Consider the following 22280-nt stretch of genomic DNA (forward strand, 5'->3'; position numbering starts at 1 on the left):
TTCTGCTTTTACTTTTAAATCAGAAGGTTGGTTTTCCGGACACCCTTATGGATACAGAAATAGAGATCAAGTTTCTTGTCTCACTCGATATCACCGACGCCCTGCCCGAGCTGTTGCAATCTTACCAAATCCTCAAGCACGACCGGCGGCACCTGGCCAACACCTACTACGACACCGCCGATCTGGCTCTGCGCCGGATGGATGCCGGGCTGCGCATCCGCAGTAAAAACGGTGAGCTGGAGCAGACCATCAAGCTGGCGGGCAGCCAGGTCGGCGGGCTGCATCAGCGGCCGGAATATAATGCGGCATTATCGTCGAACCAGCCGGATTTATCACTGTTCCCGGCCGGTATCTGGCCTTCCGGGGTTGACCCGGAGTCGTTGCAGCAGGCGCTGCAGCCCCTGTTCTGTACCGATTTTATGCGCCGGCGCTGGCTGCTGGCCTTCGAGGGCACCGAAATCGAACTGGCTCTGGACGAAGGGCATGTGCAGGCGGGCGAGCGGCAAGAGCCCATCCGCGAACTGGAGCTGGAGCTGGTCAAGGGCGATGCCTCCCGGCTGTTTGAGCTGGCCGAGCACCTGGTCAGGTCGGGTGGCTTGCGTTTGGGGACGGTATCCAAGGCCCAGCGCGGTTATCGCCTGGCTGGTCTGAGTCCCATGCCGCGCTTGCACGTGCTGGAACCCCTGGCGTTGCAGCCGCCGGATTCTTGTGAACAGGTGATGATGGCTTTGCTCCATCAAGGGTTGCGCCACTGGCAGCACCATGAAGACGGCTGGATGAGTACTCCCGGCATCGACTGGCTGGTGCAGTTGCGCGAAGGTGCCTCTCTGGTGCACCAAACCCTGCTGATGTTCGGCGAACTGGTGTCGCACCGGGTCAACAGTGGCTGGATAGACGATTTGCTGTGGTTGCAGCAGCAATTGTCCTGGCTGGACCGGGCCCAAATGCTGGCTCACCTCACAGCCGACAAGGGCCATTACCTGCGCCGTCTGGATTGCCAGAAGGCGCTGCTGGCGGAGCTGGCGGAACAACAGGCGCAACTGCCCGATGAGCAACAACTGCGGGAGCTGTTTCACGGCCCGCGTTACGGTCGGCTGCTGCTGCGTCTGACCCACTGGCTTTATCGCCAGGACTGGCGGGCCGGACTGGAACCGAACCAGGGCACCCTATTGGCCGCGCCCGTCGTCGGTTTGGCTCGGGAGCTGCTTGAGGACAGCTGGCGCACCCTGCGCCAGAGTACCCTGGGGGAGCCCGTACTCGGCGGCGAGCAATATATCCAGCAGAAGGGCAAGCTCAGGCGCAACCTGATGGTGGGGCTGTGCTTCAGCGGCCTCTTTCCGGAGGAGGAACGGCTGGTTTTTCGTATGCCCTGGCTCGACATACTGCGCGGTATCGAGGATCTGGACATGCTGTCACCCCTGGAGGACGTGCGTGAACGGCTGACGGCGGACGATCGCGAGGAACTGGACGACTGGCTGGAGCGCAAGCGGGGTTTCCTGCTGGAGGCCCTGGAGCAGTCCCGGGGGCAGGCCCTGCAGCTGGACCCCTACTGGCGCTGAGGGCTAGCCTTCATCAAGCTGCTGGCGGCTGTAGGCCAGCAGCTCGTCCATCACCCTGTGCTTGATTTCCAGCTGCTGCTCGGGGCTCAGGCCGTAACGCTCGGCCAGGTGGACGTAATCTTCGGGGCTGAGCGAGACCGTCAGCCGGGGACGCTTGGGCTTGGCGGCGGTGGGCAGGGTCAGGATATGGCGAATTTGATCCGAGGGGCTCAGGCCGTTGTCCAGCGCTTCGCGCCGGATCTGGTACTGCAGCGCCTCGTCCATGTCGAAGGCCACCTGCACTGCCTTGGCGGCCCGCACCGAGCTCTGCCATTTTTCCGGGATCTTGCGCTGGCTCACGGGCGGCTCCCCAGTTGCTGTTGCAGCCGGGCCAGTACCTGCTCGACACTGTGGGGGCACAGGGCCGCAGGAGGGTCGTCGGGCTCGGGGGCCTGCCCCTGGCGCTGCTCCCGGGCGCGGATATCGGCCAGGGCCTGCTTGGCGTTGACCAGAGTCACCGCCGGATGGCGACGAATGGTGGCCATGGTCTTGCGCACGCAGGCGGTGGTCTTTGCCATGGCCAACTGGCGGCACAGATCGTGGTAATGGCGCTCGGCACCGAGCCAGCGATCCTGGTAGTAGCGCAGCCGCCGGCGCAGGCGCTCGAGCGTGAGCCGGCAGGCGTCCTGTTCGTCTTCGGTGGCGGCCACCGCGGTGGCGAGTCGCCGGGCTTCCAGCCCCTTGCCCCGGACCAGGGCCGCCAGGGTGGCCTGCTCCAGCCCTGCCAGCCGCTGCGATAGCGGCGAACCCTGCTCCTCGAGCCGGTCGATATCGGTTTTCAGTTGACGGCACTGGCGTTCCAGCCCCTGCATGTGCTGTTCGGCATGGCGGCAGGCACGCACCAACTGGATGCAGACCCGGCCCGGATCCAGGCTGCCGTCTTGCGGGTCCTGCAGGCTGCGCAGCACCTGACCCAATACGCTCATCGACCCGCCCTCATAGTAGAAACTCCGCCATGTCTTCGATTACTTCCAGGCAGTTGTCGCTCAGCACCGCCAGTTCATGCTCGATATCGGCCAGATCGGCGTTGAGCGACAGGGCGCCGAACACCACGTACCAGTCGTCGAGCCGGGCAAAGGCCGACAGCGGCATGGGGATGTTCATGTCGAGCATGGCCTCCAGCATGGCCTGGCGCCGTGCCGGAGCGACCTGACTTTCGTCCCACAGGTAGCTGATGCACAGGATTTGATCGTCGGAAACGGAGATGAACAGGGGCAGCTCTTCGCGCCCCTCCACCGTTACCTTGAGCACCTCCACCTCGCCGGGGATGGGGAAGCACTGAAAGCCGAAGCCGGTGCTCGACTGGTCGCCGAGCCCTTCGAGATGCCGGCCTATAACTGAGAGTTCCATCAACAGATCCTGACATAATAAGTCCGCTACAGACTAATCAGCCGTCGGCTTCAGTGCAAGCTCGCTCTTTGGCGCCGGCGGCCGGCGCGACAATCTGCGCCGGCTCTCTGTTCAAGGCCGTCAACAATGGTAGTCTGATGCCAGAATCCGCCAACAAGGAAACGTATATGGTAGAGATGCCCGCCCTGCTGAGTGTCCAGGCCGACAAACACTGGATCCGCTTCGAAGAGCGCGCCGTCGCCCAGTTGCCGACGCTTGACCGGGACCGCCGGGAGCGGCTGAAGGCACTGTTCGCCTGCAGCGACTTTGCCGCCGACAGCCTGTGTCAGCAGCCGGAGCTGGCCCTTGAACTGGACGACGAACGGGATTTGCACAATGGCCAGCGGGCCGGCCGTTACCGGCCCGAGCTGGCGGCCCAACTGGCGGCCGTGAACGACGAGCCCGGCCTGTTACGCACCCTGCGCTGCTTCCGGCGGCGCGAGCTGCTGCTGATCGCCTGGCGGGAAATGCTGTTGGGGGCCGAGGTAGAGGAAAGCTTCGAACATATCTCGGCTTTGGCCGATGCGCTGATCGTGGAGGCCTATCGCTGGCTCTACCGGCGCCAGTGTGCCGAGCTGGGTACTCCCTCCGATGCCGAGGGCGACCCCGTTCCCATGCTGATCCTGGGCATGGGCAAGCTGGGCGGGCGGGAGCTCAACTTCTCTTCCGACATCGACCTCATCTTCACCTTTCCCCACAACGGGGTGACCCGAGGTGGGCGGCGCGAGCTGGCCAACCAGCAGTTCTTTATCCGCCTGGGGCAGAAACTGGTGAACGCCCTGCACCAGATCACGGTGGACGGTCAGGTCTACCGGGTGGACATGCGGTTGCGGCCCTTCGGCGAGTCCGGCCCGCTGGCGGTGAGTTTCGCCGCTATGGAGGACTACTATCAGCACCACGGCCGCACCTGGGAGCGCTACGCCATGGTCAAGGCGCGGATCCTCAACGACGAAGGCGAATACACCACCGAGCTGCGCGCCATGCTCAAGCCCTTCGTGTTTCGCCGCTACATCGATTTCGGGGTGATCGATTCCCTGCGCCAGATGAAAGCGATGATCGCCGCCGAGGTGAGGCGCAAGGGACTGAAGGACAACATCAAGCTGGGCGCCGGCGGCATCCGCGAGGTGGAGTTCATCGCCCAGGTGTTCCAGCTGATCCGCGGTGGCCGGGAGCCGGCGCTGCAGGTCCGCCACCTGCCCCAGGCCCTGGCGGCGGCGCGGGAGTCGGGAGCGCTGACGGCGGACGATGCGGAGCAGTTGCACCAGAGCTACCGCCTGCTGCGCAAGGTCGAAAACTTCCTGCAGGCTTTCGCCGACCAGCAGACCCAGACCCTGCCCCAGGACGAGCTCAACCGCACCCGCCTGGCCTGGCTGATGGGTCATCCGGACTGGGATTGTTTCTATCGGGTGCTGCACGGGGCCATGGCCCAGGTGCACCGCCAGTTTGAGCTATTGATCGGCGACAGCACCGAGGCGGAAGAGGAGGGAGCGGCCCAGATCTGGTTCGATCTCTGGCAGACAGACTGGGAAGAGGAAGAGCTTATACGGCTGCTGCAGGAGCAGGGCATGGCGCAAGAGAAGGCCGGCCGTCTGGCTCTGGCCCTCAACAGCTTCAAGGAAGAATGCCCACGCGGGGCCATGGGCCCCCAGGGGCGCCAGGCCCTGGAGAAGCTGATGCCGGTGCTGCTCGACAAGGTCAGCCAGTCGGAGCTGCCCGGCATCCTGTTCGCCCGGCTGCAGAAGCTGCTGCTGCAGATCGCCACCCGCACCGCCTACCTGCAGCTGCTGGTGGAAAACGCCGGTGCCCTGACCCAGCTTATCCGGCTGTGTGAGGCCAGTTCTCTGGTGGCCGAGCAGCTGGCACGCTATCCGATACTGCTGGACGAACTGCTGGTGCCCCAACTGCTGTACAATCCCATTCCCCTCGACGCCTACCGGGGCGAGCTGCGCCAGTTTCTGCTGCGGGTACCGGAGGAAGACGTGGAGCAGCAGATGGAAGCCCTGCGGCAGTTCAAGCAGATCCATCTGTTGCGCATCGCCGCCGCCGACATTGCCGGCGCCCTGCCGCTGATGAAAGTGAGCGACCACCTTAGCTGGCTGGCGGAAGCCATGGTGGAAGAGGTGGTCAACCAGGCCTGGGCCCAGATGAGCGCCCGCCACGGCGTGCCCGAGCAACTGGTGGACAGCCCGCGCAAGGGGTTCGGCGTGGTGGCCTACGGCAAGCTGGGTGGCATCGAGCTGGCCTACAGCTCGGATCTGGATCTGGTGTTTGTGCAGGAGGCGGGGCTCAAGGGCCAGACCAACGGCGACAAGCCCCTGGACTGCCGCCAGTTCTACCTGCGCCTGGCCCAGCGCATCATTCACCTGTTCAGCACCCGCACTCCCAGCGGCGTGCTCTATGAAGTGGACATGCGGCTGCGTCCGAGCGGCGCTTCCGGCCTGATGGTGAGCCCGCTCGACGCCTACCGGACCTACCTGCACAACGAGGCCTGGACCTGGGAGCACCAGGCCCTGGTGCGCAGCCGTATCATAGTGGGCGACCCCGGGCTGTTCGACACCTTCAACCAGATCCGGCGGGAGGTACTGGGCAAGGAGCGGGAGCGCGGCGAGCTGGCCCGGGAGGTGGTGCAGATGCGCGAGAAGATGCGCGCCCATCTCATCAAGGCCGGCCCCGACGAGTTCCATCTCAAGCAGTCGGTGGGTGGCCTGGCCGATATCGAGTTCCTTACCCAGTACCTGGTGCTGGCCCATGCCTCCCAGCATCCGGCCCTGACCCGCTGGTCCGACAATATCCGCATCCTGGAGGCGGCGGTGGAAGTGGGGCTGTTGGAAGAGGAAGAGGCCTGGCAGTTGAAAACCGCCTACTGCGCCATCCGCGACCGGGGCCACCGGCTGAGCCTGTCCGATCAACCCGGCCGGGTGCCGGACAGCGAGCTCGTACGGGAGCGCGGCTGGGTGGTGGAGAGCTGGAATAAATGGCTCAAGCACGCCGGGACTGGGGACTAGGGATCCGGGACTGGGAGGAAGTATGAAGACGCACAAGCGACTTGATGTCTGGCGCGAGGCCATGCTGTTGGTAAGGCTGGCCTACGGGGCCTCAGCAGCATTTCCCAGGGCCGAGTTGTGCGGTCTGACATCAAGGTGCGCAGGGCGGCCATTCCGGTGCCTTCCAACATTGCCGAAGGCGCGGCCAGTTCGAGCACGCGTGAATATGCCCATTTCCTGAGTATTGCCAGAGGCTCGCTGAATGAGCTTGATACCCAGATGGAGATCGCGTGTAGGCTCGGATTGCTGTCGGAGACGCACGATGTCTTTCGGCAGCTGGACCGCACCTTTCGCTTGCTCAATGGGTTGCAGAGCAGCATCAAAAAGAAACTTGAGAGCTGGCAGCGCCTGTACCGGTCCCGAGCCCCTAATCCCGGCTTTTTAATCAGTACCTGTAGGGTACCCCTTCCGGGGTGGTCTTGAAGCGCCGGTGCAGCCACATGTATTGCTCCGGGGCCCGGCGGATGGCGGCCTCGAGCACCCGGTTGCCGGCGATGGCGTCCGCCTCGTCGTCGCCGGTGGGGAAACCGGCCAGCGGCGGCTGGACGATCAGCCGGTAGCCGTCTTGCTCGCGCAAGGTGAAGCAGGGCAGGGTGACGCTGTTCTTCACCCGCGCCAGGGTGGCGGTGCCGGTGATGGTGGCGGCCTGCTCCACCGCGAAGAAGGGCACGAACACGCTGGCGTGGCGACCGTAGTCGTGGTCCGGTGCATACCAGAGCGCGTCGCCGGCCCGCAGGGCCTTGAGCATGCCCTTGATGTCGAGCCGGTCCACCAGGTACTTGTTGGACCGGCAGCGACCGTGCACCTGGGCGTATTCCAGCACCGGGTTGGTGTTGGGCCGGTACACCCCTACCCCGGGTCGGTACAGGCCGAACTGGCGCGCGTTGAGCTCGAGCGTCAGGAAGTGGGCCGACAGCAGCAGCATGCCCTGGCCCCGGGCCACGGCGGCGTCCACGTGCTCGGTGCCTTCCATGCGGGTGAGGGCGCGCATCCGCCAGTGGGGCCAGAACCAGGCCATGCCGGTCTCGAAGAGGGCGCAGCCCACGCTCTCGAAATTGGCCCCGAGCAGGCGCTCGCGCTCGGCCTCACCCAGTTCCGGCAAGGCCAGCTCCAGGTTGCGCCGGGCCACCCTGACCCGGGACTTCAGCACTTTTATCGATAGCCGGCCCAGCCCCCGGCCCAGTGCCATCTGCGCGCGCCAGGGCAGCAGGGTGACCAGCAGCCACAGCAGGCCGAGGCCCAGCCAGTTGAAGGCGTAGCGCGGGTGCAGCAGCGCCGTGCCGAAGGAAGGAAGCCGGGAATCGTGCATAGGAAGTCGCCATCATCATCAAATGGCTGAATTCTAAATAACTCTGGCGGGAATAACCACCAAAGGGCGGTCGACGGGTGCGATCGGTGATGGCTGTGATAATATTTCCCTTTCCCATGTTCACAAGGGTCGGAACCTATGAAGATCAAGTTGCCGGAATTCGATAGCGCCAGGGTGCTGGTGGTCGGGGATGTGATGCTGGACCGCTACTGGTCCGGCCCCACCGGACGTATCTCGCCCGAGGCTCCGGTGCCTGTGGTCAAGGTAGAGCACAATGAAGAGCGCCCCGGCGGCGCCGCCAACGTGGCCCTGAACGCCGCGGCCCTGGGCGCCGGTGCCCGGCTGCTGGGCCTGACCGGTGACGACGAGGCGGCCAATTCCCTGCAGGACAAGATGAAGGGCGTGGGGGTGGAGTGTGACTTCGTGCGCCTCAAGAGCCACCCCACCATCACCAAACTCAGGGTGATGAGCCGCAACCAGCAGTTGCTGCGGCTGGACTTCGAGGAAGGCTTTGCGGCCGAAGACGCCGCTTCGCTCACCGACAAGACCCATGCCGCCCTGGCTCAGGCCGGGGTGCTGGTGCTGTCCGACTACGCCAAGGGCGCCCTGGCCCAGGTGCAGTCCCTGATCCGTGCCGCCAACGAGGCCGGGGTGCCGGTGCTGGTGGACCCCAAGGGCTCGGATTTCGAGAAGTACCGGGGCGCCACCCTGCTTACCCCCAACATGAGCGAGTTCGAGGCGGTGGTGGGCAAGGTGAAGGATGAGCGGGAACTGGTGGCCCGCGGCCTGGAGCTGGTGGACAGGTTCGAGTTCAAGGCCCTGCTGGTGACCCGCTCCGAGCACGGCATGACCCTGATCCGCCCGGGCGAGGACGAACTGCACCTGCCGGCCCAGGCCCATGAGGTGTACGACGTCACCGGCGCCGGCGACACCGTTATCGCCACCCTGGCCTCGGGCCTGGCCGCCGGCCTGCCGCTGGACGAAGCCTGCGCCCTGGCCAACGTGGCCGCCGGCATCGTGGTCGGCAAGCTGGGGACCTCCACCGTCTCCGCCATCGAGCTGGCCAACGTGCTCTACGGCGGCCTTGAGTCGGGCATGGGAGTGGTCACCGAGCAGCAGCTCAAGTTCGTGGTGGACGCCGCCCGCCGCCGGGGCGAGAAAGTGGTGATGACCAACGGCTGCTTCGACATTCTTCACGCCGGCCACGTCTCCTACCTCAATAACGCCCGCAAGCTGGGCGAACGGCTGATAGTGGCGGTGAACACCGACGCCTCGGTACGCGCCCTCAAGGGTGAGGGCCGGCCGGTGAACGCGGTGGACAGGCGCATGGCGGTGCTGGCCGGCCTGGGCGCGGTGGACTGGGTGGTGCCCTTCGCGGAAGACACCCCGCGCCGGCTGATCGCCGAGGTGCTGCCCGACGTGCTGGTCAAGGGCGGGGACTATAAACCTGAGGACATCGCCGGCTTCGAGGAAGTGACCGCCAACGGCGGCGAGGTTAAGGTGCTCAACTTCGAGGACGGCTGCTCCACCACTGCCATCATCCAGGCCATCCGCACCCGTTGATGGGTAACATGGTCGGCGGAGCGGCGCCCTTTGCTTTCCCTAACGCTTCAGTGTCGCCTGTTGACTCTGTGTTTGAGTCGTTACAGACAAGCTTCGTAAAGATCGTAAACAGCGGCTAACAAAAACGGGGCCGCCTTGGCCCCGTTTGATTATAAAGGTGGAAGCGGGGCGGGTTGCGGCTCCCCTCGTTCCCGGTGGCCCAACCCCGCGTCCTTATCCCGTCAGGGATTACTGCTCAAGCCACAGCTGATCGTCCTTGGCGACCAGGGGCCAGACCTTGACCTTGACGTCCTCCTGCTCCAGGCAGCGGCCGTCTTTCAATGAGTAATGGTGCTTGTACAGGGGCGAGGCCACGCAGGGCTCGCCCTTGATGTCGCCCACTATACCCCGGGCCAGCACCTGGGCGTTGCCCATAGGATCCCAGTTGTCGAGGGCGAAGAAACCGAGCCCGGGCAGGTTGAACAGGGCCAGTTGCCGACCCTCCACCAATGCGGCCATGCCGCTGTGCTCGGGAATGTCGTTGACGTGGCAAAGGCGAACAAGACTCATGAGACCTCCTTGATTTCAATCATTTCTACCGGGCGGATCTGGCCGCGCTTGCGTTCGAAGACGATGCTGTCATCGGCCTCATCGGTGTTGACGAAGCTCTTGAAACGCTTGAGTTTTTCCGGATCTTCCAGGGTGGCTTTCCACTCGCACTCGTAGGTGTCGACCACATGGGCCATGCGCCCTTCCAGTTCGTCGGCCAGACCCAGGGAGTCGTCGATGATGACCTCGCGCAGGTAGTCCAGGCCGCCCTCCAGGTTTTCCATCCACACCGAGGTGCGCTGCAGCTTGTCGGCGGTGGCCACGTAGAACATCAGCAGCCGGTCGATATAGCGGACCAGGGTGTCGGTATCCAGGTCGGTGGCGAACAGGTCGGCGTGGCGCGGGCGCATGCCGCCGTTGCCGGCGAAGTACAGGTTCCAGCCCTTCTCGGTGGCGATGATGCCCACGTCCTTGCCTTGGGCCTCGGCGCACTCTCGGGTGCAGCCGGACACCGCGAACTTCAGCTTGTGGGGCGAACGCAGGCCCTTGTAGCGGTGCTCCAGGGCCACCGCCAGATCCAGGGAGTCCTGTACCCCGTAGCGGCACCAGGTGGAGCCGACACAGGACTTGACGGTGCGCAGCGACTTGCCGTAGGCGTGGCCGGTCTCGAAGCCGGCGTCGATCAGCTCCTTCCAGATTTGCGGCAACTGCTCCAGGCGGGCGCCGAACAGGTCGATGCGCTGGCCGCCGGTGACCTTGGTGTAGAGGTCGTAGCGCTTGGCCACCTGGCCCAGCACGATCAGCTGCTCGGGGGTGATCTCGCCGCCGGGCACTCGGGGCACCACCGAATAGGTGCCGTTCTTCTGCATGTTGGCGAGGAAGGTGTCGTTGGTATCCTGCAGCGGCTGGTGCTTGGGCGACAGTACGTGCTCGTTCCACAGGGAGGCGAAGATGGACGCCGCCGCCGGCTTGCAGCTGTCACAGCCCAGGCCGGTACCGTGTTTGGCCAGCAGTTCGTCGAAGCTCTTGATCTGGCCCACCTTGATCAGGTGGAACAGCTCCTGGCGGCTGTAGGCGAAGTGCTCGCACAGGCTCTTGTCGGCGGTAATGCCCTGATCTTCCAGCGCCTGGTTGACTACCTGGGTGAGCAGGCCGGCGCAGCCGCCGCAACCGGTGCCGGCCTTGGTGCAGGCCTTGACCGCCGACACGTCGCAGGCGCCGCCCTGCACCGCCTCTATGATGGCGCCCTTGCTCACGTTGTGGCAGGAGCAGACGGTGGCGGTGGCCGGCAGGGCCGCCTTGGGTGCGCCCCCGGCGGCGTCTTCCGGCACCAGCAGGGCCAGGGGGTGATCCGGCAGCGGCATGTCGTTGAGGTAGGTCTGCAGCAGGGTGTCGTAGTCGCCGTTGTCGCCCACCAGCACGGCGCCCAGCAGGCGATCACCGGCTTCGTTCAGCACCAGCTTCTTGTACAGATCCTTGCTGCGATCCAGCAGTAACACTTCCTGGCTGCCTGGAGTCTGGCCGTGGGCATCGCCGATGGCGCCCACGTCCACGCCCAGCAGCTTGAGCTTGGTGCTCATGTCGGCGCCCTTGAAGGCGCCGTCCTTGCCCAGTAGCTGGGCGGCCACGGCGCGGGCCATCTGGTAGCCGGGGGCCACCAGGCCGAACAGCTTGCCTTCCCACAGGGCGCATTCGCCGATGGCGTAGATGTCCGGATCCGAGGTCTGGCAAAGATCGTTGATGCAGATGCCGCCGCGCTCGCCCAGGGTGAGGCCGGCTTCACGGCCGAGGCTGTCCTGGGGACGGATACCGGCGCTGAACACCAGCACGTCGGCTTCGAGGATGCCGCCATCGTTGAATTCGAGGCGGTGGGTGGCACTTTCGCCGTCGATGATGTGCTGGGTGGCTTTCTGGGTGTGCACATGCAGCCCCAGGCGCTCGATCTTTTCCCTGAGCAGGGTGCCGCCCTGGGGATCCAGCTGTACCGGCATCAGCCGGGGAGCGAATTCCACCACATGGGTTTCCAGGCCGAGCAGGCGCAGGGCGTTGGCGGCTTCCAGGCCGAGCAGGCCTCCGCCGATCACCACGCCGGTCCTGGCGCCCTGGCAGGCGGCCTTGATGGCGGCCAGATCTTCCAGGGTACGGTAGACGAAGCACTTGTCCCGCTCACGGCCGGGGATGGGCGGCACGAAGGGGGTGGAGCCGGTGGCCAGCACCAGGCGGTCGTAGGCGAGCTCGGCGCCGGCGGCGGTGGTCAGGGTCTTGGCGTCCCGGTCGATGGCGGTGACCGCCTCGTCCAGGCGCAGCTCGAGGCCGCTTTCACGGTACCAGTCGGGGGTGGCCATCAGCAGGGCTTCCGGCTCCTTGCCGTCGAACACTTCGGAGAGGTGCACCCGGTCGTAGGCGGCATGCCTCTCGGCGCCGAATACCGTGATGTCGTACTGCTCCACTCCGTTCTGGTCTACCAGCTGTTGCAGCAGGTGATGACCTACCATGCCGTTGCCGATGACAATCAGTTTCTGTTTCATCATTGCTATCCTTAAGCCACCCAGGACTTGCTTGCGGGTTGATGGTTTTTGGTGGCCTTGGTGCGGGCCCCGTTTAGTTGTGCGACTTGCGCTTAAACAGGGAATATCAAGATGCGTGCCAAATTTTACTTGGTTGATAAGTAAGGGTTTTTGTAATAGGCACGAAAAAGCACTGCCCGTTTAAGGAGCAGTGACTTCACCATGATGATGCAGATAAAACAGAAATAACTCGCTAGAGGTACCACTTTAGGGTTATCAAAAACAGAGTGCAAGCGTTTTTTTATTCGGCGGCAGCCGGAGCGGGGAAAGGGCGGATAGGTATCCGGGGGGCAGGGAAAGCCCGGCTCAGGCCGGACCGGGGCTGGCGAAAGCAGGACGGGGACAGGAGCCAAAGGGTTATGGACTCCCACCTTCTCGGGAGTGACGGGAGAGTGCGCGGGAGTGACGGGAGGGAGCGCGCTAGTGGCCACAGAGTAATCCGAAGCGTTGTCAGTCGTTTTGGCCGGACCCTGGGGTCCGGCCAAGACTGATCAGGCGACGGCGAGGGATTCCAGGGTGGCGCTCAGCTCGGCCCGCAGTTTCACCACTTCACCGATGATCATCAGCACGGGGCCGTTCGGCTTCAGGGTGGCGGCGGTGGCGGTCAGTCGGCCCAGTTCGGTGGTGGTGATCTGCTGGGTCGCGGTGGTTCCGGACTCAATCAATGCCACAGGCAGCGAGGCCGGGCAGCCCTCGGCCAGCAGCCGGGGCTGGATCAGGGCGGCCTGCTCCAGCCCCATGTAGAACACCAGGGTCTGGCCGGCCTGGGCCAGGGCGGACCAGCCCCGGAATTCGCCGCCCTGCTGCAGGTGGCCGGTGACCAGGGTCACGGCGCGGGACAGGCCCCGGTGGGTCAGTGGGATCAGGCCGGCCGCGGCGCAGCCCAGGGCGGCGGTGATGCCCGGCACCACGCTGAAGGGGATGCCGTGCTGCTTGAGGTAGAGCGCCTCTTCGCCGCCGCGGCCGAAGATGAAGGGATCGCCGCCCTTCAGCCGCACCACCCGGTTGCCGGCCCGGGCCAACCGTACCAGCACGGCGCAGATGTCTTCCTGGCGGGCGCTGGCCTTGCCGCAGCGCTTGCCCATTTCGATGCGTTTCACACCGGCCGGGATCAGCGCCAGTATGTCGGGGCTGACCAGGCTGTCGTACACCACCACTTCGGCCCGCTCGATGGCGCGCAGGGCCTTGAGGGTGAGCAGCTCGGGATCGCCGGGGCCGGCGCCGACCAGGGTGACATGGATATCTTGATTCATTGCTTCCTCCAGGGAGCCGGCCTGCGCCGGCTTCTCTCTCTTTAATTTTATGTCAGGCGACCTTGGCCTTGCTGCCGAGCTGGCTGACTTTATTATGGCCTTCATACAAGAAGCTCAGCACATGCCGGCGCAGTTTGTGATACTGGGCGTCGTCGCTGAGCGTCACCCGGTTGCGCGGGCGCTCCAGGTCGATGGGCAGTATTTCGCCGATGGTGGCGGAAGGGCCGTTGGTCATCATCACGATGCGGTCCGACAGCAGCACGGCTTCATCCACGTCGTGGGTGATCATGATGACGGTGTTGCCGAGCTCGGCCTGGATTTCCATCAGCGAATCCTGCAGGTGGGCCCGGGTGAGGGCATCCAGGGCGCCGAAGGGCTCGTCCATCAGCAGCACCTTGGGATCCACCGACAGCGCCCGGGCGATGCCCACCCGCTGCTTCATGCCGCCGGAGATCTCGCCGGGCAGCTTGTGGGCGGCATGGCTCATGTGCACCAGGGCCAGGAAGTGTTCCACCCGCTCCTTGCGTTCGGCCTTGCTCTGTCGGCGGAAGGTGTTGTCCACCGCCAGGGCGATGTTCTGTTCCACCGTCAGCCAGGGCAGCAGGGCATGGTTCTGGAACACCACGGCCCGCTCCGGACCGGGGCCGTCCACTTCCCGGCCGTCGAGGATGACGCCGCCGGTGCTGGGGGCATAGAGCCCCGCCACCAGGTTGAGCACGGTGCTCTTGCCGCAGCCGGAGTGGCCGATCAGCGACACGAACTCCCCTTTCTGCAGCCGGAGGTTGATGTTCTTCAGCGCCTCGAATTCCCCTTTTTCGGTATGAAAACGCATGTCGACGCCGCTCAGTTCCAGGTAATGTTTGCTCATGGTCGGTCTCCTCAGCGGCTGGCGCTGGTCTTGTCCCAGGACAGGGTTTGCTGCAAGGTCAGCATCAGGCGGTCGAGCAGGTAGCCAATCAGGCCAATCACCACCACCGCCACCATGATCCGCGCCATGGAGTCGCTGCTGCCGTTCTGGAATTCATCCCACACGAACTTGCCGAGGCCCGGATTCTGGGCCAGCATCTCGGCGGCGATCAGCACCATCCAGGCTACCCCCAGGGACAGGCGCAGACCGGTGAAAATCATCGGAATGGCGCTCGGCAGCACAATTTGGCGCACATGGGTCAGGCTGCCCAGGCGCAGCATCTTGCTGACGTTGATCAGGTCCTTGTCCATGCCGGCCACGCCCACGGCAGTGTTGATCAGGGTCGGCCACAGGCAGCACAGGGTAACGGTGAACAGCGAGATCAGGAACGACTTGGACACCAACGGCTCCGGGCTGACGTAGAGGGCGCTCACCACTATGGTCACCAGCGGCAGCCAGGCCAGGGGCGATACCGGCTTGAGCAATTGCACCACCGGGTTCAGCGCCTGGTACAGACTTTTGTTCAGACCCAGGGCGATGCCGGTCGGGATGGCGATAGCGGTGGCCAGGGCGAAGCCGGCGGCCACCGTCTTCAGGCTGGTCAGGATCTGGTCGAAGAAGGTGGGCCGGCCGTTGAAAGTGCGGATGCGCACCTCGGCGTCGGGATTTTTCTCCAGCAAGGCCTGGTTGCGGGCGATCTGGCGTGCGTAGAATTGCCGCTCCCGGTCCCGCTCCATCTTGTGTTCCTGCACCAGGTTCACCAGTTGCTGGCTGGTCTGTACCGGGCCGGGCAGGGTACCGAGCGACGTCTGTACCTGGCCTGCCAGCAGATGCCACAACAGCAGGAAAACGGTGATGCCGAGCAGGGGCAGCAGGCTGCGCGACAGCCGGCGTGGCGAGGCCAGTCGCGACCATTGGGTCAGAGAAATCACTTTCATGTTCATCATGCCTCCTCGCTGTTTACAGCCGGGTGTCGCCGGTCAGGCCGATGGCGAACTGGTCGATGTAGTCGTTGGGCTGGCGGCCGTCGAAGGTGGTGCCGTCGATAAAGTCGCTGGCCACCGGGCGGAAGCCGTCCCGCTCATCCAGGCCGGGGAAGTCGTCGGCACCAAGCTTGCCTTCGGCGATCAGCGCCCGGGCGGCCCGGGTGTAGATATCCGGGCGATAGATGCGTTTGGCCTGTTCCAGGTACCAGTCGTCGCTCTGGGCCTCGGCAATCTGGCCCCAGCGGCGCATCTGGGTCATGAACCAGACCGCGTCGCTGTAGTAGGGGTAGGTGGCGTCGTGGCGGAAGAAGACGTTGAAGTCGGGGGCCGGACGCACGTCGCCGGGCTCGTACTCGAAGGAGCCGGTCATGCTGGCGGCAATCACCTGCTTGTCGGCGCCCACATAATAGGGCTGGGACAGGATCTCCACCGCTTCTTCCCGGTTGGCGTTGTCGCCCTCATCCAGCCAGTGGGCGGCGCGCAGCAGTGCCTTCACCAGCCGCAGGTGGGTATTGGGGTGCTGCTCGGCCCAGGCCTTGTTGACGCCGAACACCTTTTCCGGGTTGTAGGGCCAGATATCGTGGTTGGTGATCACCGGCACCCCGATTTTCTTCAGCACCGCCTGCTGGTTCCAGGGCTCGCCCACGCTGTAGCCGGCGATGGTGCCGGCCTCCAGGGTGGCCGGCATCTGCGGCGGCGGAGTTACCGACAGCAGCACCTCGGCCTGCAGCTGGCCGCTGTTGTCGCCCTTGTGGGGGGCGTAGTAGCCGGGATGGATGCCGCCGGCGGCGAGCCAGTAGCGCAGCTCGTAGTTGTGGCTGGAGACCGGGAACACCATGCCCATGTTCAGGCTCTTACCGCCCTGGCGATACTGTTCCAGCGCCGGCTTGAGGGCGGAAGCGGAGATGGGATGCACCGGCTTGCCGGCATCGTCCAGCTCGAGGTGGGGTTTCATCGCCGCCCACACTTCGTTGGCGACGGTAATGGCGTTGCCGTTCAGATCCATGCTGAAGGCGGTGATGATGTCGGCCTGGGTGCCGATGCCGAGGGAGGCGCCGATGGGCTGGCCGGCCAGCATGTGGGCGCCGTCCAGCTCGCCAGAGATGACCCGATCCAGCAGTACCTTCCAGTTGGCTTGGGCTTCGAGGGTGACATAGAGACCCTCATCCTCGAAGAAGCCTTTTTCATAGGCGATGGCCAGGGGGGCCATGTCGGTGAGTTTGATAAAGCCGAGGGTGAGTTCGTCCTTCTCCGCCGGGCCTATTTCGTCCTGGGCTGCCAGCGGGGCGGCCAGGCCGAAAGCGAGGGCGCAGGCCGTCGCGGTGCTTTGCCATAAGTTCATGATGGGTACTCCCTGTGATGTTGAATCCGTGGCCGGAAAGACCGGTAGCTATACAGGGAGGATCAAGATATGTGCCAAAATATAACCAATTGATTAAAAAGGAAATTATTGGGTGTGCAAGACGGGGCTGCCTGTTTGCGGGCAGGCTCTTCACCAAGATGATGCAGCGGGTGGGGCTAGGGCAATTCTAGATACTACTTTAGAGGTATTTCATTGTCTCGGCAAGAGCCTGCCGCTATTTTTTGAAACCGGAAAATAAAAAAAAGCTCCCATGCGAACAGGGGAGCCAGCCAAATGGCATAGTCTGGAGGAAACGACTCGGGACGGGCCCGAGATAACGAGAACATCGGTACGGGGAGCCGGGCCTGTGCCCGACTAGATTTTTTCTCCCTGAAGCTGGGGTTGGCATACCTCTATCAGTTGTTTCAGCTCCGGTACGCAGGAGCCGCAGCGGGTGCCGCACTTGAGCAATTGCTGCAACTGGGGCAATTCGGTGATGTCATTTTGCGTTATGGCACGGCGGATCTGGTCCTCGCTGACACTCCAGCAGCTGCACACCAGCTTGCTGTTGCCGGCCAGGGCCTGGCTCAGCTGGCCGAGCAGCAGGCTGGGCTGCAGGGCGGTACCGAGCAGGGCCGCCAGCGGATCCGGGTTGATATGCCAGGGCGACAGCCCCAGCAGCAGCAGACCGGCGATCTTGCCCTGCTCCAGGTTGACCAGCAGTCGTCCCTGGGGCAGGGGCCAGTCCAGCCAGCTGCCTTCGGCGGTCAGGGCGGCCCGGGCCTCGGCGGCGGAGGTATCTATGCCGGCCAGGCTCCAGCAGTCGCCCTGGGTCAGGGGACGGCGGCTCCACCATTCCGGCAGCAGGGCCGGCACCTCGGCGGCAATCCAGCTGGCCTGCCATTGGAGTTCGACGGCGCTCACCTGCACCCGGTTCTGCTTGAAGGCGGGCTGGCCAGAGAGGGCGCAGCCGCGGGCCTCGACCAGATCGTTGATGCGGCCACCGGCGCTGAATTCCTCGCTCCAGTGCATGGGCACGAACACCTGGCCCGGGGCCATGCCTTCGTCGGCCACCGGCCGGACCAGGGTGTGGCCGTGTTCGTTGTGCAGGGCGATGAGCTCGGCCCGCTCCAGCCCGAGCGCGGCCAGGGTCTCCGGATGAAGCTGGGCCTGGGGCTCGGTGGCTGCCGCCATCAGCCGGGCCACATGGCCGGTACGACTCATGGTGTGCCACTGATCCCGCAGCCGACCGGTATTGAGCAGCAGCCCGGCCGGTTCGGCGGGCGCGGACGGCTCGGTCGGGCGCAGGCGGGCCTTGCCGTCGGGGGTGGAGAAACGGCCCTCGGCGAACAGCCGGGCCGGGCCGGCATTTTTGCCTGCCAGGGGCCAGCTGCGCGGGGTCAGGGCGTCGTACTCGGCGTCGCTCAGGTCGCTCAGGGCGGAGATGTCGAACAGCCGCTCGCCGTCGTTTTCGAAACCGGTGAGGGCGGCGTGCTCGCGGAAGATATCGGCGGCCGAGTCGAAGGCGAAGGCCTGTTCGAAGCCCATGGCCCGGGCGACCTGGCACAGGGCCCACCAGTCCGGCCGGGCGGCGCCGGGGGCCGCTTTGAAGGGGCGTTGGCGGGAGATGATGCGCGCCGAGTTGGTCACTGTGCCGTCCTTCTCGCCCCAGCCGGCGGCGGGCAGCAGCACCTGGGCCAGCTTGGCGGTGTCGGTGTTGGGGCTGATGTCGGAGACGATCAGCAGCTCGCAACGGGCCAGGGCGCGGCGGGCCCGGGCGCTGTCCGGCAGCGACACCGCCGGGTTGGTGCCCATTACCCACAGCGCCTTGATCTCGCCGCGCTCTATCGCCTCTATCATGTCCATGGCCTTGTGGCCGGGAGCCTGGGCCAGGCTCCCGGTACCCCAGAAACGGGCCACCTTGTCCCGATTGGCCGGGGCGAAGTCCATGTGGGCCGCCAGTTGGTTGGCCAGGCCACCCACCTCGCGCCCGCCCATGGCGTTGGGCTGGCCGGTGAGGGAGAAGGGGGCGGCGCCCGGCTTGCCGATGCGGCCGGTGAGCAGGTGGCAGTTGATGATGGCGCCGGCGTTGAGGGTGCCCTGCAACGACTGGTTGATGCCCATGCAGAACAGGGTCAGGGTCTTGGGGTTGTCCAGGAATAACCGGTAGAAGTGGTTGAGCTGGGCGATGGACAGTCCGGTGGCCTCGGCCACCCGTTCGGCAGCGTATTCGGGGCCGGAAAGCTGCCGTTGCAGCTCGTCGAAACCGGTGACGTGCCGTTCCACGAAGTGGCGATCCAGGCGGTTGCTGTCCAGGATGCGGCGGGCCAGGCCGTTGAACAGCACCAGATCCGACCCCGGGGTGAGCGGCAGGTGCAGGCTCGCCTGCTGAGCGGTGGCGGTGGCGCGGGGATCGATCACCACCCACTGCTGGTTCGGGTTGGCGGCCTTGGCGGCCTCGAGCCGGCGGAACAGTACCGGGTGGGTCCAGGCGGTGTTGGCGCCGACGATCACCACCAGCTCGGCCTGGTCGATGTCCTCGTAGCTGGCCGGCACCGCGTCCTCGCCGAAGGCGTACTGGTGGGCGGCCACGGCGGAGGACATGCAGAGCCGGGAGTTGGTGTCGATATTGGCCGAGCCGATAAAGCCCTTCATCAACTTGTTGGCCACATAATAGTCTTCGGTCAGCATCTGGCCCGAGCCGTAGAAGGCGATGGCACCGGGGCCGTGACGCTCGATCAGTTCGCCGAAGCGGTGGGCGATATGCTCGACGGCCCGGGGCCATTCCACCTGCTCGCCGTGCACCCGCGGGTAGAGCAGGCGGTTGGGCAGGCTCTGGCTTTCGCCCAGCGCCATGCCTTTCACGCACAGCGCACCGAGGTTGGCGGGATGGCCGGCATCGCCGCTGGGGGTGCCCTGGCTGTCGACCTTAACGCCGCAGCCAACGCCGCAATAGGGGCAGGTGGTATGGATCGAAGCTGTCATAGTGGCCTTGTAAATAATAAGTGACTCTGTCAGTCATAAAGCAAGGCCTGTGCCATGATGCCATTCTCTTTTTTATCAATAAATTAACAGAGAACGAGGCGGGGGGAGTGCACCATCATAAGGCAAGGGCCATATGATGGTGCAACGTCTTGGGCAGGGAAGTAAGGCAGGCGGCCGGGGCCGCCTGGGAGAGGGCTTCCGGACTTAGCGTTTCAGCCCGTTGTTGATGTCCACCAGGTCCTGTTCGGTCAGGTTGCCGGCGGCCAGCTTGAGCTGCAACTGGCTCAGGATGTAGTTGTAGCGGGCGGCGGACAGGTTCTGTTTGGCGTTATACAGTTGGCGGGTGGCGTTGAGCACATCCACTATGGTACGGGTGCCGACCTCGTAGCCGGCCTCGGTGGCGCTGAGCGCGCTTTCCGCGGACACCACGAACTGCTCGAAGGCACGAATGGAACCGATGGCCGCATTGACGTCGTTGAAGGAAGAGTACACCTGGCTTTGCACCGAGCGGAAGCTGCGCTCCAGCTGTTCGCTGGCCGCCACGTAGTTGTGCTGGGCCTGCTTGATCTGGGAGCCGGTGGCGCCGCCGGTGAACACCGGCAGCGACAGCGACAGCCCGACGGTGCCTTCGTTGAGGGTACCGTCGTTCTGGTTATTGTTCTTGTAGTCGCTGTAGTTGCTGCTCAGGCCGGCGTTCAGGTCCAGAGTTGGCTGGCGGCCGGACTGGGCCAGGCCGATCTGCTCGTTGGCGATGTCCTTGTTGATGCGCTGGCTGTGCAGCTCGAGGTTCTGCTCCAGGGCGATCTCCAGCCAGGTATCGGCGGCGGTGGTCGGTCGCTGGGGGCTGAAGGTGTCGGTATTGAGCTCGTTGAGTCGTGCATAGCTGATACCGGTGAGTTCGCGCAGCACTTCCCTGGCGTTATTGACCGCGTTTTCCGCGCTGATTTCCTCGGCCAGGGCCTGGTCGTACTGGGCCTGGGCTTCGTGCACGTCGGTCATGGCACTCAGGCCCACCTCGAAGCGCTGCCGGGTCTGGTCCAACTGGCGACTGACCGCTTCCTTGTTGGCCTGCACGAAGCTCAGGGTATCCTGGGCGTTGAGCACGTCGAAATAGGCCTGGGTGGCACGAACGATCAGGGCCTGCTGTGCCTGCTTGTAACTGACTTCACTCTGAGCGGCCGCCTTTTCGGTGATGTCCAGATTGATCCAGTTGCTGCGGCGGTACAGCGCCTGACTCAGGGTGGCACCGACATTGGCGGTGCTGCGGGTGGTGCGGTCGTCCTTGTTGCTCTGGGTGTAGTTTGCGCCGGCCCCCAGGTTGACCTGGGGCAGCAATGCCGCCCGGGACTCGTTGATCCTTTCGAAGGCGGCGTCACGGAGCGCCTTGGCTTCGCGCACCTGGGGGTCGTTCTGGGTGGCCTGCCGGTAGATATCCAGCAAGTCTTCGGCCTGAACCGGACCCGACGCACAAAGGAGCATCAGGGTCGACAACAGCGTTTTTTTCATTATGTAGCCTTTAATAACGGATGGACCAATTATCGCCGTGCTGGGGGCAGGCATCTTGTTTTTCGTCGTTCAGTATAACGGTAGCGTGACCATTTTTCGTTGCAGTAATATGGGGATAACTGTAAAACGGAGCAGTCGCCATCCATGAATGAACGTTCATTCACATTGGCGCTAGTCTAAAATCTGCCGCTTAAATGTCAAGACAGGAGTCGATATGACCAGGAAAAACCACCCCGGTTTCGGCCGGGAGGATATGCAACTGCTGGCCGAAGAGGTAGGCTATCGGGGTTTTTTCCGGCTGCTCAAGGTCCGCCTTCGGCACCGGCTGTTCGCCGGCGGTTGGGGACCGGCCCTTACCCGCGAGCTGTTCGACCGGGGGCATGCCGCAGCCGTGCTGCCCTATGATCCGATGCGGGATGAAGTGGTGCTGGTGGAGCAGTTCCGGGTGGGTGCTATCCGCGATCGGCGCAGCCCCTGGCTGCTGGAGATAGTGGCGGGCATAGTGGAGGCTGGCGAGTCCGAGGAAGAGGTGGTACGTCGTGAGGCCCAGGAAGAAGCGGGTCTGACCTTGAAAACCCTGACCCGGGCACTCAGTTATTATTCCAGCCCCGGTGGCTGCAGCGAGCGTATCACCGTCTTTATCGGCGAAGTGGATGCCGCCGAGGCCGCCGACCATGCCGGCCTGGTTCACGAGGGCGAGGATATCAGGGTGCATCGCCTGCCCCGGGCCCGGGCGATGCAATGGCTGGCGGAGGGAAAAATAGATAATGCCGCCAGCGTGATCGCACTACAATGGTTGGAACTGCACCGCGGCAACAGGCCCGCCGGTGCCTGAGTCGAAGAGAGGAGAAACCGTTGGTTTCGGTGACCACCACCCGTAGACATGTACCGGATCTTAAGGCGTTGCAGCGCACCTGCGACACCAACTATCTGGCGCTGATGAAGCTGTTGCCCAGGGCGGCCGTGGCGGGCGAGAGTGTGTCTGTGGGTATCAGCGAGCAGGTGCTGTTTGTATTGCGAGTGCTGGAGATCGCGCCCTACACCTGGCATGTATCCATCGAACAATGTACTCCCGGCCTGCCCTGTTTTATGCGGATGAAGGTCAGGGTGCGGCTCTATCACGACGTGCGCATGGCCGAAGTGTGTGCCAGTCAGCAGATTTTTGCACTGCAACCGAGTTATGATTACCCCAATAAAAACATGCACCATCCCAATGAAAAAGAACAGGTTAACCTCTTTCTGGCCGAATGGCTGAGATGTTGCCTATACCACGGATTCAGCACGGTCAAACAGCTTTGAACAG

The 22280-nt window shown here is 64.3% G+C and carries 18 protein-coding genes; 6 read left to right on the forward strand and 12 right to left on the reverse strand.

What is annotated here, in order from left to right; all coding sequences use genetic code 11:
- Positions 1-47: 47 nt before the first annotated feature.
- Complete coding sequence (locus tag ACEVBK_RS02070) at positions 48-1559, forward strand: CYTH domain-containing protein (protein ID WP_375056964.1); 1512 nt, start codon at positions 48-50, stop codon at positions 1557-1559.
- Between the two features lie 3 nt (positions 1560-1562).
- Here ACEVBK_RS02070 and ACEVBK_RS02075 read toward each other — a convergent pair whose 3' ends face one another.
- The 3 genes from ACEVBK_RS02075 to ACEVBK_RS02085 are packed head-to-tail and all read right to left on the reverse strand — an operon-like array spanning position 1563 to position 2948.
- On the reverse strand, positions 1563-1898 hold the full coding sequence (locus tag ACEVBK_RS02075; protein ID WP_202088887.1) for a hypothetical protein: 336 nt from the start codon (positions 1896-1898) through the stop codon (positions 1563-1565).
- Positions 1895-2524, reverse strand: a complete 630-nt coding sequence (locus ACEVBK_RS02080) for a hypothetical protein (RefSeq protein WP_375056965.1) — start codon at positions 2522-2524, stop codon at positions 1895-1897. Before ACEVBK_RS02080 ends, ACEVBK_RS02075 begins: the two co-directional genes overlap by 4 nt.
- Before the next feature lie 10 nt (positions 2525-2534).
- Entirely contained in the window at positions 2535-2948 is a 414-nt protein-coding gene (locus ACEVBK_RS02085; RefSeq protein ID WP_375056966.1) for a YjfI family protein, read from the reverse strand.
- Between the two features lie 167 nt (positions 2949-3115).
- Here ACEVBK_RS02085 and glnE point away from each other — a divergent pair, with 167 nt between their 5' ends.
- Entirely contained in the window at positions 3116-5992 is a 2877-nt protein-coding gene (gene glnE, locus ACEVBK_RS02090; RefSeq protein ID WP_375056967.1) for a bifunctional [glutamate--ammonia ligase]-adenylyl-L-tyrosine phosphorylase/[glutamate--ammonia-ligase] adenylyltransferase, read from the forward strand.
- A gap of 135 nt (positions 5993-6127) precedes the next feature.
- Entirely contained in the window at positions 6128-6454 is a 327-nt protein-coding gene (locus tag ACEVBK_RS02095; protein WP_375058496.1) for a four helix bundle protein, read from the forward strand.
- Here the strand turns inward: ACEVBK_RS02095 and lpxL are convergent.
- Positions 6417-7340, reverse strand: coding sequence for an LpxL/LpxP family Kdo(2)-lipid IV(A) lauroyl/palmitoleoyl acyltransferase (gene lpxL, locus ACEVBK_RS02100; RefSeq protein WP_375056968.1), 924 nt, complete (start codon positions 7338-7340; stop codon positions 6417-6419). The two genes, ACEVBK_RS02095 and lpxL, sit on opposite strands and share 38 nt — an antisense overlap.
- A 138-nt stretch (positions 7341-7478) precedes the next feature.
- Here lpxL and hldE point away from each other — a divergent pair, with 138 nt between their 5' ends.
- Positions 7479-8903 (forward strand): bifunctional D-glycero-beta-D-manno-heptose-7-phosphate kinase/D-glycero-beta-D-manno-heptose 1-phosphate adenylyltransferase HldE, encoded by a 1425-nt coding sequence (gene hldE / locus ACEVBK_RS02105; protein WP_375056969.1) that lies wholly within the window; start codon positions 7479-7481, stop codon positions 8901-8903.
- Between the two features lie 228 nt (positions 8904-9131).
- Here hldE and nirD read toward each other — a convergent pair whose 3' ends face one another.
- The 8 genes from nirD to tolC form a co-directional block, all read right to left on the reverse strand.
- A complete protein-coding gene (gene nirD / locus ACEVBK_RS02110) occupies positions 9132-9452 on the reverse strand; it encodes a nitrite reductase small subunit NirD (protein ID WP_375056970.1) in 321 nt (106 codons plus the stop codon).
- On the reverse strand, positions 9449-11962 hold the full coding sequence (gene nirB, locus ACEVBK_RS02115) for a nitrite reductase large subunit NirB (RefSeq protein ID WP_375056971.1): 2514 nt from the start codon (positions 11960-11962) through the stop codon (positions 9449-9451). The genes nirD and nirB overlap by 4 nt, the downstream gene beginning before the upstream one ends.
- A gap of 527 nt (positions 11963-12489) precedes the next feature.
- Complete coding sequence (gene cobA, locus ACEVBK_RS02120; protein WP_375056972.1) at positions 12490-13251, reverse strand: uroporphyrinogen-III C-methyltransferase; 762 nt, start codon at positions 13249-13251, stop codon at positions 12490-12492.
- A 52-nt stretch (positions 13252-13303) separates the two neighbouring features.
- Entirely contained in the window at positions 13304-14119 is an 816-nt protein-coding gene (locus ACEVBK_RS02125; protein WP_375056973.1) for an ABC transporter ATP-binding protein, read from the reverse strand.
- Positions 14120-14130: 11 nt separating this feature from the next.
- On the reverse strand, positions 14131-15096 hold the full coding sequence (locus tag ACEVBK_RS02130) for an ABC transporter permease (protein ID WP_375056974.1): 966 nt from the start codon (positions 15094-15096) through the stop codon (positions 14131-14133).
- A gap of 22 nt (positions 15097-15118) precedes the next feature.
- Positions 15119-16486: a CmpA/NrtA family ABC transporter substrate-binding protein gene (locus ACEVBK_RS02135; RefSeq protein WP_375056975.1), complete on the reverse strand. Its 1368-nt coding sequence runs from the start codon at positions 16484-16486 to the stop codon at positions 15119-15121.
- Between the two features lie 375 nt (positions 16487-16861).
- The gene (locus ACEVBK_RS02140) at positions 16862-19471 is read right to left on the reverse strand and encodes a molybdopterin-dependent oxidoreductase (protein ID WP_375056976.1); all 2610 of its coding nucleotides are present in this window, start codon (positions 19469-19471) and stop codon (positions 16862-16864) included.
- A 204-nt stretch (positions 19472-19675) separates the two neighbouring features.
- The gene (gene tolC, locus ACEVBK_RS02145; RefSeq protein ID WP_375056977.1) at positions 19676-20977 is read right to left on the reverse strand and encodes an outer membrane channel protein TolC; all 1302 of its coding nucleotides are present in this window, start codon (positions 20975-20977) and stop codon (positions 19676-19678) included.
- Between the two features lie 214 nt (positions 20978-21191).
- Between tolC and nudF the strand changes: the two genes are divergently transcribed.
- Together nudF and ACEVBK_RS02155 are read left to right on the forward strand one after the other, a co-directional pair.
- Complete coding sequence (nudF, locus tag ACEVBK_RS02150; protein ID WP_375056978.1) at positions 21192-21812, forward strand: ADP-ribose diphosphatase; 621 nt, start codon at positions 21192-21194, stop codon at positions 21810-21812.
- Between the two features lie 20 nt (positions 21813-21832).
- On the forward strand, positions 21833-22276 hold the full coding sequence (locus ACEVBK_RS02155) for a DUF1249 domain-containing protein (protein WP_375056979.1): 444 nt from the start codon (positions 21833-21835) through the stop codon (positions 22274-22276).
- Positions 22277-22280 lie beyond the last annotated feature (4 nt).

It is taken from the genome of Zobellella sp. DQSA1 (genome assembly GCF_041950555.1).
Classification (GTDB): Bacteria; Pseudomonadota; Gammaproteobacteria; order Enterobacterales; family Aeromonadaceae; genus Oceanimonas.